This window comes from Terriglobus roseus DSM 18391 (genome assembly GCF_000265425.1).
Classification (GTDB): domain Bacteria; phylum Acidobacteriota; class Terriglobia; order Terriglobales; family Acidobacteriaceae; genus Terriglobus; species Terriglobus roseus.
This window is the reverse complement of the sequence record NC_018014.1, coordinates 1,410,198-1,424,204: the sequence shown is the minus strand read 5'-3', so window position 1 is coordinate 1,424,204 and position 14,007 is coordinate 1,410,198. Positions and strand designations below refer to the sequence as shown.

The 14,007-nt window shown below is 61.3% G+C and carries 8 protein-coding genes; all 8 read right to left on the bottom strand.

From position 1 onward, the window contains the following. Positions 1-10: 10 nt before the first annotated feature. The 8 genes from TERRO_RS06010 to TERRO_RS05975 all read right to left on the bottom strand — a co-directional run bounded on the left by TERRO_RS06010 (position 11) and on the right by TERRO_RS05975 (position 13,727). Positions 11-2,476: a glycoside hydrolase family 2 TIM barrel-domain containing protein gene (locus TERRO_RS06010; protein WP_014785103.1), complete on the bottom strand. Its 2,466-nt coding sequence runs from the start codon at positions 2,474-2,476 to the stop codon at positions 11-13. A gap of 42 nt (positions 2,477-2,518) precedes the next feature. Next, positions 2,519-3,730 carry an alginate lyase family protein gene (locus tag TERRO_RS06005; protein ID WP_014785102.1) on the bottom strand — a complete coding sequence of 404 codons (1,212 nt, stop codon included), beginning with the start codon at positions 3,728-3,730 and terminating at the stop codon, positions 2,519-2,521. Positions 3,731-4,204: 474 nt separating this feature from the next. Beyond that, a complete protein-coding gene (locus TERRO_RS06000; protein WP_014785101.1) occupies positions 4,205-5,005 on the bottom strand; it encodes a 3-ketoacyl-ACP reductase in 801 nt (266 codons plus the stop codon). Positions 5,006-5,301: 296 nt separating this feature from the next. Beyond that, positions 5,302-6,753 (bottom strand): glycoside hydrolase family 88 protein, encoded by a 1,452-nt coding sequence (locus tag TERRO_RS05995; RefSeq protein WP_157178268.1) that lies wholly within the window; start codon positions 6,751-6,753, stop codon positions 5,302-5,304. 15 nt (positions 6,754-6,768) lie between these two features. Then, complete coding sequence (locus tag TERRO_RS05990) at positions 6,769-7,581, bottom strand: sugar phosphate isomerase/epimerase family protein (protein WP_014785100.1); 813 nt, start codon at positions 7,579-7,581, stop codon at positions 6,769-6,771. Between the two features lie 3 nt (positions 7,582-7,584). After that, positions 7,585-8,760: a Gfo/Idh/MocA family protein gene (locus TERRO_RS05985; protein WP_014785099.1), complete on the bottom strand. Its 1,176-nt coding sequence runs from the start codon at positions 8,758-8,760 to the stop codon at positions 7,585-7,587. A gap of 34 nt (positions 8,761-8,794) precedes the next feature. Further along, positions 8,795-10,081, bottom strand: a complete 1,287-nt coding sequence (locus TERRO_RS05980; RefSeq protein ID WP_014785098.1) for an MFS transporter — start codon at positions 10,079-10,081, stop codon at positions 8,795-8,797. Between the two features lie 151 nt (positions 10,082-10,232). Further along, complete coding sequence (locus TERRO_RS05975; protein ID WP_014785097.1) at positions 10,233-13,727, bottom strand: TonB-dependent receptor; 3,495 nt, start codon at positions 13,725-13,727, stop codon at positions 10,233-10,235. Positions 13,728-14,007: the final 280 nt, after the last annotated feature.

Below are 14,007 nucleotides of genomic sequence, written 5' to 3'. Positions count from 1 at the left end.
CCAGGCATTGTTATGCCTGGCCATTATGTTTCCCTAATTCCTGATATCCAGGAATGATGTTATCGCTTGATACGCCAACCACTACTGCTTCGCGATGGTCGACGGTGATGCGTGCGCGACCGTTTGCAAGCTGCACGACGCGCGATCCATCCGGCGTGCCGAGGTTGTCGATCAGTCTGCCATCACCCGCAAGTGAGAAGCGCACGACAGCGCGCGAATCCAGGCACCGCACACCAGCCACATCGACCAGCTCTGCTTCCACGGTTGACCTTCCATTTTGCGTTGCAACAGTGCGCAAGAGAAGCTTTACCGGCTTCGACCATGGGCGGGTTTCGTAACGAAATTGAACGGTATCTTCGAGCGTCTTACCACCCTCATGCGCGACGGCACGCAGCTCATTCCGGCCCTCGGTAAATGCCAGCTCCCAGCGCAACCCCGCACAGGGAAAATCGTTCGGATCGCGCTTGCGTCTGCCGACTGACTTACCGTTCAGGAATAGCTCGACCTCGCTGCAATTCGAGTACACGCGCGCTGTGCGCTTCTGTCTTGCTTTACCCCATCGCAAAGGAAAGCTGTGTCCATACAAGCGCAACATCGGTTCTTTTGCCCAGAATGACTGGAAGACGTAATAACCTTCCTTGAGCTGCATGTCGCGTGTGATGAGACCCTTTTGATTCACGCGGGGCACGGGGTTTTCGACACGCAACGGCGTGGTGAAGTCTTTGAAGACCCACTGCGCCGTGCCCGTAAGCCACGGCGTTGACTCCGACGTCTTCAGGTACCAGTCGAAGAGATCGCAGGCATAGGTCTCGCTCCACTCGCCGTCTTTCGCCATGCGCTGCGTACCGCCGGTGAGCTTGTAATCAAACCCCTTCTCGGCAGTTCCTTTACCGGTTGCGACGGTGCCAAGCGCGGGATCTGGGTCCTCTGCGTGACGGCCTGCATGGCTATCCGCGCCCCACTCCATGTGGATGAAGTGCGGTACGGCTTTGCGCGCTTTCTCCAGGGCTGCTGCGTACTCCGTGTAACGTCCGCCGTACCAGCCCGCCCAGATCGAAGGCGAATAAACATCCGGAATATCCCGCGCAAAGTCGCAACGGCGATACGACGTGACGCGCGAAGGATCTAACTTGTGCGATAACTCGTGCAGCTCTCGCATGTAAGTTCGGATGGCTTCACGGTCGTCGCCATTCAGTTCGCCGGGCCAATCGTCTTCGTTTCCGAGACCCCACATCAGCACGGACGGATGGTTGCGATGTTGATCAATCATGGCGGTGAGTGTGTCTTTGCCGTGCTGCTGAAAGGTTGCCGATCCAACGCCGCTGCGGCACCATGGCACCTCTTCCCAGACGAGAAGACCAAGCTCGTCGCATAAGTCGAGGACCTGTCGCGATTGCTGATAGTGCGCTAGTCTTATAAAGTTTGCGCCCATTGCTTTGATCAATCGGAACTCTTCACGTACCTGGTCTGCGGGCATGGCTGCGGCGTAGTATGCGCCGTCTTCGTGACGATGTGTGCCGCGCAGTAGCAGGCGCTTTCCATTCAATAGAAATGGGCCTTGCGCTTCGAATTTCGTGTGACGGATGCCGAAACGGTGCGTGGTCACTGATGTGTCAGCGCCGGTGCCCATTGTTACTTCGCAGCGGTAGAGGGTTGGGGTTTCCGGCGACCATGGTTGCACTGCTGGAATGGTGAGTGTTGCGAGTTCGAACTCTGCCTGACCTGCGTTTTTGCTGAGCTTTTGCTGTGTTACGACCTTACCGGAGGAGTCGATCAGCTTGATTGTGAACGGGATCTGCGACGCGGTTCTGGTCGTGTTTCCGGAGAGTCGCGCGGTGACCGATACGGTCGCAGAAGTGTCTCCAGGGTGCCATTCTGGCACGGAATAAATCGATTCAATGGCCAGTTCCGGCAGATAGACCAAATGCACCGGCCGGATGAGTCCGCCGTAGAGCGTGAAGTCGCTTAAGTCGGATGGCATACGGTCCAGATCGCGCGCGTTGCTGCAGTGGATTGCCAGCGCCCCGTCCTTGGATGTCTTCAAGGCGTCCGTGATGTCGACTGCGAACTCGTTGTAGCCGCCGATGTGTTTTCCGACGGAGGTCGTCCCCATGAAGACCTCGGAGGTCTGGGCGGCGCCTTCGAAGAGGAGCATGGTGCGGCCGTCGCGATAGGGGTTTGCTGCCTTGAGCTTTGTCCGGTACCAGCCCGATCCTCGATAGGCCGGTATGTCGGGGTCGCAGGCGTCGTAGTGGTTGAAGCAGTGCGGGACGGTTTGCGGCTCCCATGTGACGAGTTCTTCGCTGTGCCAGACCTGCCACGGTTCGAGCGGCCCTCGGTAGAACTCCCAGTCCTTGTCGAGGATCGTTACGTCAGGAGTTGTCGTTGTGGAGGCGGCCATGAGCCTGGATGAAACGAGTGTTGTGGCGCAGAGCGCGGCGCTGCCGACGAGGAAGGCGCGTCGTGTCGGGGTCATGCGGATCTCCTGGGTGTACGTGGAGCGAGGTTGTGCGAGTGTTCAGGCGCGGGCCGGTGCTTTGCCGAACCACAGGAGCGGCTGGCGTACCGGGTAGTTGCGAATGATCTCAGGGTCGGTGGGATCGGCGGGCAACGTCTTCCAGAGAGCGAGGTATTCGTCGCGCCGGCATGCAAGGCCGGTAAAGAGCAGGCCGGGGGAGCGTACGGGCCAGGAGTCGAAGTGCTGCACGTCTTTCGCGTAGGGCCACGCGGACTTGTCTTTCAGGTAGGGATAAAGAAACGCCGCGCCCTTGCAGATGCCCTGCCCGGTCGGGAGAGCGAAGGAGTAGATGTCCTTATCGCTGTCCAGCAGCGACTGGCAGAGCATGGCCATCGCGTCGAAGTTGAAGATGGAATAACCGTAGGGCTTGGTGCGCGCGAGTTCGAGGGGGAAGCTGCCGTCGGGCGCCATCTGCTTTGGTAGAAAGAGGTTCTCGTACTGCGTGCGGACTTCGGCACGGGTGGTTTCATCGCCGATGAGGCGTGCGAATTCGGAGGCCTGCAACGCCCAGCAGACGGCGTGATTGTTCTTGGTGTCGCGTTCGGCGATGCCGAAGTTGCTCGTCTTCATCCAGTGCAGGTAGTCGGCGAACCACGCATGCAGCGCATCACGGTCGGCTTTGCTCATCAGTGCTGATGCGATGAGGCTGGCGGCTCGCGCGACCTCGACCAGGTGCAGCGTGTCGATGATGCCGTAGTTCCGACCGGTGGAGACGCCGTGCACGCCCTGCGAGAACTGCAGGTTGGGGTTCATGCGCGTTGCGGGCGTGATGAACCATGCACGGAGATGGTCTGCGGCGAGCATGCCGTCGGTGCGATTGCCTGTCAGCAACCAGGATGCGGTCAGCGCCGGCATATGAATGGAGAGGCGGATCATGCGCTTGCGGTGCTCGTTGAAGTTGTCGGGATTACTCTGACCGTCGCGATTGATGTACGGACCGGTCGGGTTGGCGGGATTGGGCCAGAAGTAGTCGGCCTCCGAGAAGAAGTCGTGCGGACCGCCGGGCGAGCGCGGCGAGGTCACTGCGGTAATTGTCTCTGGTTTTTCCTGCCGGTAGCGCGCGGCCGCATCCATGATTCGCTTGCGGTCGGTCTTCGCGACGAGGTCGTAACCCGCGTTGCTCTTTTGTGCGAAGATGCGCCGGGGCAACACTGCTGTTGCGGCTGCGGCGCGGCAGAAGGTGCGGCGAGTCCAGTGTGTTGAGGGATTCATGGAGGACCTGTTTCTGCTTTGCCTTCTGGTGGAGCCGGGAAAAGGCTTGCGAGTACAACACTTCGCTAACGTGTGAGGTGTGTGAAGTTACTAACCGTTTGACACGTTTGATCGTCACGATAGCGCTGAAGAATGAAGAGCCGTGAAGCGTTTAGGGCGAAGCGGTTCGTGCTGCGCACGAATCCCCACCTTAGCTTCGCGAAGGTGGGGGCATCCGGGTTGGTGGTCTCCGCTTGATGTGTGTCAGGGAGACAAAATCCCTCAGCGGCTGAAGCCGGTTCTGGTTATGGGTTCTTGATGGCATGGCTAAAGCCATGCCCCTCCGAAAGAAGATCGCGCTTTGCGCGATGGCCCACTCATGACGGTGATGCTGTCATGAATGGGGCACCCCTTTCGGTACTGCCCGGAGGCGCGCCGGCAGGAGACGGTCTTTACGTACTACGCAGCCGAGCCACGCGATCCGTCCGACGATGACTAGAGGCGTGGCAGGGTTAGTCCGCCGTCGAGCACCAGTACAGCGCCGGGCGCGTAAGGTAGTTGGCCGGTGGCGAGCATGGCTACGGCTGTGCCTACGTCGTCGGGTGTTCCCCAGCGCTTGTCCAGGAGAAGTTCGCCTTCGATGAGCGCGTCGTACTTGCCTTTGACTCCTGCGGTCATGTCGGTTGCGATGACGCCTGGCTGGACCTCGTAGACGCCGATGCCGAACTGCGTGAGGCGTGCGGCCCATAGCTTGGTAGCCATGGCGATGCCTGCCTTGCTGATGCAGTAGTCGCCTCGGTTGACGCTCGCTACGGTTGCCGAGATGGAGCTGACGTTGATGATGCAGCGAAGGGTGGTGGACTGCTGCTGGCGCGCAATCATGCGGTTGGCAACGGCCTGCGTCAGGAAGTAGGGCCCCTTGAGGTTGGTCCCGATAAGTTCGTCGAAGCTCTCTTCCGTGGCTTCCAGCACATCCGCGCGCACGCGTGGTGCGATGCCTGCGTTGTTGACCAGCACGTCCACGCCGCCGAAGCTTGCGTCGATGGCGTCGAGCATGGAGTGCCGCTCTGTCGCGCTGGAGACATCGGCCTGCTGATACTCCACACGCTGTGTGTTGTCGCGGAAGGATTGCGCCACGTCGTTTAGCGCATCCTGCGCGTCCGCCTTATCGCGGCGGCCGGTGATGACGAGGTGGAAGCCGCTGGTGGCGAGGCGCTTCGCGATGCCGAGGCCGATGCCGCGCGTTCCGCCTGTGACGAGTGCTACTTTGCCGGAGGTGTTGTTGTTCGATGACATTTCTGGAGTCCCATACGGTTGCGAATCTCGGCGGCTAAAGCCGTTCGGAATTTTCTCGCTGCTTCTATCTCGGTGGCTAAAGCCACTTATGATTCTTCTGCATGTTCTATCCCGGTGGCTAAAGCCGTTCGGAATTTTCTTGCTGCTTCTATCTCGGTGGCTAAAGCCACTTATGATTCTTCTGCATGTTCTATCCCTGTGGCTAAAGCCGTGCGGAATTTTCTCGCTGCTTCTATCTCGGTGGCTGAAGCCGGGCGGAATTTTCCCGCTGCTTCTATCTCAGTGGCTAAAGCCACTTACGACTCTTCTGCGTGTCTATCCCGGTGGCTAAAGCCACTTAGAAACTTCTGGTGGTCTGTCTCAGCGGCTGAAGCCGCTGAGTAGAAGGTGTAGTACTTGTCTTCGGCGAGGCGAGACAGGAGCAGGCCGAGTTCGAGCATGTGATAGTCGCCCCACATGCTGGATTCGCCGTAGGGAATTGCAGAGCCGGCCGGCACGTAGTCCCAGCCGTTGGGACGGTGATAGATGCTGTGGAGCAGGATGCCCTCGTGCGCGGCGTCGGTGGAGAGATACGGCTCCTGCAGCAGGGTCTTCGCAACGGTCAGACCGGCCTGGAGATACTCCTTGCCTTCGGCGCCGAGTGCGCGGCCCAGGCGTAGCAGGCCCTGTGCTGCGATTGCGCTTGCCGATGCATCGACGGGTTCGAAGGCGTTGAAGGGATCCGCAGGAGCGGATTGCCAGTCGCCGAGCTTGTGCATGTTTGGCGCGCCGGTGTCCCAGTAACAGATGCCGTCTGCGGCAGTGCCCTGTTGAATGTAGAAGTCGCAGGTGGCCTTTGCGGTGCGTGTCATGAGGGCGATGGCCTCTGCCTTGGTCATGACGCCTGCTGCCGTGAAGTCGCTCTCATCGAGAGAGGTGACAAACTCAAGCTCTTCCGCGTAGCCCAGCATCGCCCAGGCGAGGCCGCGGGTCCACGTGGTGAACGGCGTGTAGCCCTGCTGTGTGGAGGGGCAACGGAAGGTGCCGCTGGCAGGATTGAAGACGGCTTCGTGCACGGTGCGGCCGCGCAGTTCCGGCGTGTCGTAGATGTCACGGCCTTCGCCGAAGAAGATGTTGTACTGCGACGACGTCTTCGCGTGGATGAGCATGCGTGCGAGCAGGTTGATGGAGCGGTCCTGTTCGCCGAGCAGCGTGTGGCCAAGCGCGTATGCGGCGCTGCAGATGCGAACGGTGCGCATGGTGTCGATGAAGAGCGAGTGCGATCCGTTGAAGGAGTAGACGTAGCCAAGGCCCTCGGGAAGGTCAGTCCAGCGCGCTGCCTGCACTGCGCCGCTGGTCTTGATGGCGAGCTCGCAGAAGTTGAGCTCCCATTCGTTGCGTTCGGTCTTGCCTTCCAGCATGAGGCGGCGAAGCTGGCCGTAGGTGGAGAGGTTGTTGAAGCCGTGGTCATGCACGCCGGTGTGCGAGATGTGTTCCGCCATGTAATGGAGGGTGTTGTCGCGGCCGATGCGCAACATGTCCCTGTCGCCCGTCATGTCATAGCAGAGGAGCGCGTTGCCGTAGGCGAAGCCCTGAGTCCACTGCGTCCAGTTGCGTCCCTTGTAGACGCCGGCTGCGGTGACTACGGGTGCGCCCATCTGCGGTGTCCAGCGGGCTGCGATGCGTGCTGTCTTTTCGGTCGCGAGTTCGAAGAGGCGCGCAAGCGCTGCGACGTGGTCGGATGCTTTCAATTCGTTCTGTATCTTCATCTCAAATTTCCTGTACTAGACCAGTGCGGTGAAACGCTCGACGACTTTATTCAGGACATCGTCGCCGGGCGTATCCCAAAGCGCCTGGTTAAAGATCTCAACTTCAATGGGGCCGTTGTAGCCGGCGGCGTCTACGGCGAGGCGTAGCGCGTGATTGTCGATGACACCATCGCCCATGACGCCGCGACCAAGCAGCGTGTCCGGCAGTGGCACCAGCCAGTCGCAGGCGTGGAAGCCGAAGATGCGTCCTGCTGCGCGCTGGATCTGTTCGAAGACGGTGGGATCCCACCAGATGTGAAAGACATCGAGGATGAGACCGACTTCGTCTGCAGCATACGGCGCCGCCATGGCGAGTGATTGGTCGATGGTGTTGAGGACGGATCGGTCCCCTGCGTACATGGGGTGCAGGGGCTCAAGGCCAATCTTGACGCCCTGTTCGCGTGCGTACGGCACCAGCTCCGCGAGGCCATCCGCGACCATCTGACGTGCATCCGCGATGGGCACTTCTGTGGAGGCACCGACGACCATGACGAGCGAGTCAGCGTTGAGTTCCTTCGCTTCTTCGACTGCGCGGAAGTTGTCCATGATGCGCTCTTTGCGCTCTGCAGCGGAGGGCGCGACGAACATGCCGCCGCGGCAGACGCTGGAGACGTGCAGGCCCGCGTCGCGTACGTGTTGCGCACTCTGCTGCAGGCCTGCCTCATGAATTTTGTGACGCCAAAGAGCGATCGAGGGGATGCCGTGGCGGACACAGCCGTCCACGGCTTCCTTCACACTCCAGTTCTGCACGGTGGCCTGGTTCAAGCTCAGCCTTTGGATATCGGCCATGCGTTACGCCTTCAGCACGTCTGCGTCTTTGATGACGGGGACGTCGAGCCAGCGACGCTCTGCCCAGGACTTCAGGCCGAGTTCGGCGAGCTGTACGCCCCGCGCGCCGTCGACGAAGGTGTGCGGGAAGGGCGTGCCGAGTGCGACGTGCTTGAGATAAAGCTCCCACTGGACTTTGAAGGCGTTCTCAAAGTTGGCATTGTCGGGCACTTCCTGCCAGTGTTCGCGGAACTTGAAGGGATTGGGCAGATCGGGGTTCCACGTGGGCTTGGGTGTGTTGACGCGGTGCTGCGTCTTGCAGTCGCGCAGGCCGGCGATGGCGCTGCCTTCCGTGCCGTCGACGTGCAGGTTGAAGAGTTCGTCGCGATAGACGCGCGTGGTCCACGACGAGTTGATCTGCGCGAAGATATCGCCTTCGAGCTGGAAGGAGCCGTAGGCTGCGTCGTCTGCCGTTGCCTGGTAAGTCTTGCCGTTCTCATCGACGCGCTGCGGGATGTGCGTGGCGCCCATGCAGGAGACGGACTGTACGGGTGCGAAGGTGTGGTCGAGCACGTAACGCCAGTGACAGAACATGTCGAGGATGATGCCGCCATCCTCTTCCTTGCGGTAGTTCCATGACGGACGCTGTGCGGGCTGGCCGCCCCAATCGCCTTCGAAGACCCAGTAGCCGAACTCGCCGCGAACGGAGAGGATGCGGCCGAAGAAGCCGGATTCGATGAGGCGGCGCAGCTTGCGAACGCCGGGCAGGAAGAGTTTGTCCTGCACGATGCCCTGCTTCACACCGGCGCTTGCGGCCTTCTTTGCGAGGCGCAGGGCTGACTCGACGGAGGTGGAGAGCGGCTTTTCGCAGTAGACGTTCTTGCCGGCGTCGATGGCCTCCGAGACGAAGGTTTCGCGGAGGCCGGTGGTGCCGGAGTCAAAGTAGATCTCATCCTTCTCGTCGCCGAGGCAGCGCTCGAGGTCGGTGCTGTAGCGCGTGACGCCGTGTGCGTCGGCGATGGCCTTGAGCTTCGCTTCGTTGCGGCCGACGAGGATGGGATCGGGCATGAGGACGGTGCCGTCACCGATGGGCAGGCCGCCGGCGTTGCGGATGGCGAGCACGGAGCGGATGAGGTGCTGGTTGAGACCCATGCGTCCGGTGACGCCGTTCATGATGATGCCGATGCGCTTCTCTTGCATGTTCACTTTGTCCTTGAGCGAGTGATGCCGTGACTTACTTTGCGGATGAGGTTTCGATGACCAAGGCTTCAGGCGACGCCATGATGGTAGCGCGTGGCTTGCGAATTGCGTAAATCGCAGCGGCGCCGAGCAGGGCCGCACCACACATGAACTTCCATGCGGGATCGTAGCTGCCATAACGGTCGAAGATGCGTCCGGCGACCCATGGGCCCATCCACTGACCGATGGAGTAGCCGGCGATGATGAGTGCGAGCAGCTTGCCGAGGGACTTTACGCCGAAGCACTCTGCGGTGACGAGCGGGATGAGCATGTAGTCCGCGCCCATGGCGAAGCCGAAGATGACGGCAAAGGAGAAAGCCGCGACGGGCAGGTGCGCTACGAAAAGGATGGGGATGGCCAGGCCGAGCAACGCGTAGAAGAGTGCCATGGTGTTCTTCTTGCGGAAGCGATCGGCGATGTAGCCCACGATGACGCGGCCGCCGAGGCTGGCGAGCAGCAGGACCGAGAGGAATCGCGAGGCGCTTACGGATGAGTAGCCGTTGCTGACGAGGAAGAAGATGAAGTGCTGGATGACGGCGTTCATGGCGCCGATCACGAGCGCGGAGCCGGCGAGGATGAGCCAGAAGTTGCGGTCGCGCATGGCGGTGCCGATAACGCTGAAGACGCCTCCTGCTGCGGCTGGTTCCAGGGCTGCGGGTGCGAGCGCGCCGTCAGGGTTCAGGCCCATGTCGGCGGGTGTTGAGCGCGTGAGGAAGACACCGACGGGAAAGAGCACGATGAGGATGACGGCGCCGACGATCTCAAGCGCATGACGCCAGCCGACGGAGCGGATGAGCCAGTTGATGGTGGGCGGTGCCGCCGCGCCTCCAAGGCCCAGGCCGAGGTAGGCGTACCCCATGGCGCGTCCACGTCGCTCGTGAAACCAGTGGGCGATGAGTACCTGATTGGAGATGGGGCCGGCGAGCACGTAGCCGATGACCTCGATGACGCAGAGGACCTGATACTGCCAGAAGTGGTGCATGTGGCCCATGGCGATGAGCGGGAGACCGATGAGTCCGACGCCGGAGAGGATGACGGCGCGGGCGCCGATGCGGTCGATGAGGATACCGGTGAGTAGACCGAAGGGCAGGCCGACGATGAGGAAGCCGAGCAGGAAGCCCTGCGTGACTTGCCCGCGGCTGAAGCCGAGCGCCTGGACGAAGGCCGGATAGAAGACCGGGAAGCCGTAGAAGATGACGCCGACGGCGAGGAATAGATTGAGGAACGCGGCGACGACGATCCACCAGCCGTAGAAGATCTTTTGCGTTGCGGCGTTCGTCAAGCGAGCATCCTCCGTTGCCGGCAGAGAACGATGCCGGAACTTATCGTTGTCCACCTTACCTTAATCGCCTGCAAGCTGGCCGGACAGAACTGAGAGAAATGCGGCAGCGAAGGCGTGGTGCTTCGCTGCCGCTTTGAGGAGGCAGTGCGGTTTAGAACAGGATTCGGCCACCGACCTGGATGATGCGGTTGTTGCCGGACGTGCTGGTGACCTTGCCGTAGTTCGTGTTGTTGGCAGCGGCGGTTGGCTGGCCGAGGTTGGTGAGGTTGAAGACGTTGGTGGACTCTCCGCGGATCTGGAACTTGACCCCTTCGCGGAAGAGCGCGAAGTCCTTGAAGATGGAGGTGTCGATGTTGCGGTAGCCGGGGCTGTCGAGCGTGGCTGCGCGGAAGTTGCCGAGGAGGCCGAGCGGGCCGACGCCGGGGCAACCTGCGTCCACACCGGGACGGCAGAATGCGGAGGTGTCGAACCACTGGTTCATGGCTGTTGCGCGCGAGCCGTTGTTGTCGAGGACGCGGGGCGTCTTGCCCGGGACGACACTGACGCGGTTGTTGCCGTTGCCGGAGAAGTAGTTATCGACGCCGGTGGTGATGGTGAAGGGCTGGCCGCTGTTTGCGGTCCAGATGGCGGTGACGGTCCAGCCGTTGGCGAAGTAGCGGACGACATGGTTGAAGTTGTCGAAGTAGTCCGGCTTCCAGACCACCGTCGCCGTCATCATGTGGCGGCGATCCTGATCGGAGCGCTGGCGGACCTCAAGCTCCGGGAAGTTGTTGTCGACGAAGACGCCGTTCATGCCGCCCTGGTTGTTGAGATTGTTGCTCTGCAGCGTCTTGCTCCAGGAGTAGTAGCCGCGGGCGCTGACGCGGTGTGTGAGGCGCTGCTCGATTGTGACCTGCAAGCCGTTGTAGTTCGAGTTCTGGTTCGAGCGGATGATGTAGACCTGGCTGTAGAGCGGATTCGCCGCAGATGCTCCGAACTGCGAGTTCAGCGGGCGGCGGTTGTTGACCGTGTTGCTGTTGTTGGCGTAGCCGCAGGCCTTGCTCAGATCCGTGCAGCTTGCGCCGCTGGCTCCGGCAGCGTTGATGTTGAACTGTGGTCCATTGATGTCGTTATAGAGCGGCAGTTTCCGATTCAACGATCCGACGTAGTACGCGCTGATGGCCAGCCCGCTCGTCAACTGGTGCTGGAAGCCCGCGTTGATCTGGATGGAGTAGGGCCACTTGTAGTTGGGGTCGAAGGCCACTACCTGGTTCAGCGGCAGGAAGGTTACGTTGCCGTCTCCCTTGTAGCTGAGTGCCGGATAGGGATTGGTTCCTGTTGGGAACTCCGTGGGATCACCCTGGTAGGGGTGCGTGAGCGAGACGACCTTGTTGTAGGTGTTGCGGACGGCGTACGGCGCGAAGTTGGATGGGAACTCCCACTCGTTGCCCGAGATGCCGCCGAAGAAGAGGCCGGCTGCACCGTGGAAGACCGTGGTTCCCTTGCCGTTCGGGTCGAAGGCAAAGCCGACACGCGGCGAGACGTGGTTCCGGGGCGTGAAGACGCCACCGCGCGGCACACCGGGATCGCCCGGGAAGAGCATACCCACGGGCGCAAGCTGCGGTCCCGTCTTACCTACGATCGAAACGTTGGGGAACGCACGGGACTGCACGCCCGGCGAGAAGTTCGTCTGGCGTGAGAGCGGTTCGGTCGGCGCCTGCTGCCAGTCATACCGAAGGCCAACATTGATGGTCAGGTTGCTGCGGACACGCCAGTCGTCCTGGGCAAAGATGCCGTAGTTGAAGTAGCTGGCGTTGGCATAGAGGCCGGTGTCCTGCGCCATCGTGGTCGGGACGCCGGCCAGGAAGTCCGAAAGCCCGTTGGTGGTGCGAGCGCCGCTGGCGCCGTTGGCCGTGTTGAAGGCGAAGGAGCCGTAGTTCGAGAGGGATGTGAGCTGGAAGTCCTTCTCCAGGCCCGCCTCACCGCCAACGTAGATGGAGTGCTTGCCGCGGGTCGTCGCGAGGACGTCGCGCACGTTGTAGACGTTGGAACCCGCCTTGGGGCCGGTGATGGCCTGGCCGAGGGTGAACGCCTCGACGCCGCCGACGGCGATCTGTCCGCGCGAGGGCGTGCCGACCACGCCGAAGTCTGAACCGAAATCCGCCAGGGTGCTGTTGCCGGGAACGGGGTTACGTCCACCGTTCTGGCGCGTGTAGCCGACGAAGAACTGGTTGACCGTGCGGTCGCTGACGGTCCACGTTTCGGCGATGTTCGCGTTCTGCTGCTTGTTCGCGTAGTCGGAGTAGGACCATGCCTGGGTGAAGGTCGTCGGAACGCTGCGAACCTTGTAGTCCAGCATGAAGTAGCTCAGGGTAAGTCTATGTTTTGCAGCGAGTTGATGATCAGTTTTGATCAGATACTCGTTGTTCTGCTCAGGCAGCGGCGACCGGGTGCGGTAGGTGTAGCGAGTATCGCCGAACTGCGCGGGCTGCTGTGTCGGCAGGTTCGCGCGGACGTACTTCAGGATGTTGACGGCCGTCGGGTCGACGGTGGGTAGCGTGTTATTTGCGTATGGCAGGCCGGTGGCAGGATTGCAGACCAGGAAGTGGACGGCGGTGTTCGCAGCAGCCGTCGGCGTGGCTTTGCAGTTGGCCTGCTCGGCTGGCGTGGGGGTGTTCTCTGAGAAGTTACCCGCCTGCTGCGCCAGGCTGGGCAGGCTGCCGTTGTAGTTGCCGTACTGAATGAAACGGAAGGCGGCGGCGCTGGCGAAGAAGAAGTCCTTGTCGTGGCGGATGGGGCCGCCGACCGTTCCGCCAAAGCGGTGCTGGTTGTAGGGGTTCTTGCTGCCCTGCAGATGGGTCGTCGCATTGAAGTTGCGCGACCGGTAGAACTCGAAGGCCGATCCGTGGAACTTGTTCGTACCGCTCTTGGTGATGACGCTGACTACGGCGGACGAGTACTTGCCGAGCTGGGCACTATAGTTGTTCGTCACCACGTTGAACTGGCTGACAGCGTCCGGGTTGGGCACCGCGTTACCGCTGTTGCGCAGGCCGGTCATGTTCAGACCGCCGTCCAGGTAGTACGAAGTCTGACCGACGAGGCTGTCCGCGGCGCCGTTTACGAGGACGTGGAGTTCCTGGAATCCGAGGCTGTTTGCAGTCTGCACGCTCTGCACGCCCGGTACCAGTTGCAGCAGCCGTGTCACGTCACGGTTGATCAGGGGCAGGTTGTCGATTTCGACGTTGCTGACCGTGTTGCCCAGGGTGGAGTTGCCGACGTTGATCAGCGGGACGTCACTGGTGACGTTCACGGTGTCGACGGCGCCACCGATCTCGAGCGCCAGGTTTACCTCGGCGTTCTGCATGACGGCCAAAACGATACCGGAGCGCTCCAGGGTCTTGAATCCCTCTGAGGTGACGGTCAGCTTATAAGGACCAACCGGCAGGAACTCCACGTGGTAGCTGCCGTCATCCTTTGCAGTGACCTTGCTGGTGAAGTTGGTATCGGTTTGCGTCAGTGTAATGGTGGCATTCGGGACCGAGGCGCCGGAGGCGTCGCGGACGACGCCGAACATGGTCGCGGTGCTGAGCTGAGCGGAGGCGACACCGCTGGCTGTGGAACAAAGCACCAGGGCAGATGCCGTGCCCAGGATTCTGTTGATCTTCATTTTGGCTCTCCAAAGGCAATCGGTTCGCCTGCCAGAGCGCCATCGCTGCATGATTGCGCGACAGTCGGGGATTCTGACAGGCCGGATAAAAGTTCGCGGGACGGGTGCAGACGTTTCAGCACGCCGTTCCAATCCGCACAACACCGTCTGTTGCGCGGCAGAGAGGGAGCAAGTGACTCACGGTTTGTCACCCCTTGCCACGGTTCCTTGCAAGGGGAGAGGGGGATGGTCGGGGGACGGCGGGAGCAACGCCAGAGTAGCCATGTGCAAAGGCATACGG

Excerpts from the sequence above, each read along its gene's own strand:
- TERRO_RS06010 (WP_014785103.1), bottom strand. The coding sequence starts at position 2,476 with ATGACCCCGACACGACGCGCCTTCCTCGTCGGCAGCGCCGCGCTCTGC.
- TERRO_RS05975 (WP_014785097.1), bottom strand. The coding sequence starts at position 13,727 with ATGAAGATCAACAGAATCCTGGGCACGGCATCTGCCCTGGTGCTTTGT.
- TERRO_RS06000 (WP_014785101.1), bottom strand. The coding sequence starts at position 5,005 with ATGTCATCGAACAACAACACCTCCGGCAAAGTAGCACTCGTCACAGGC.
- TERRO_RS06005 (WP_014785102.1), bottom strand. The coding sequence starts at position 3,730 with ATGAATCCCTCAACACACTGGACTCGCCGCACCTTCTGCCGCGCCGCA.
- TERRO_RS05985 (WP_014785099.1), bottom strand. The coding sequence starts at position 8,760 with ATGCAAGAGAAGCGCATCGGCATCATCATGAACGGCGTCACCGGACGC.
- TERRO_RS05990 (WP_014785100.1), bottom strand. The coding sequence starts at position 7,581 with ATGGCCGATATCCAAAGGCTGAGCTTGAACCAGGCCACCGTGCAGAAC.
- TERRO_RS05995 (WP_157178268.1), bottom strand. The coding sequence starts at position 6,753 with ATGAAGATACAGAACGAATTGAAAGCATCCGACCACGTCGCAGCGCTT.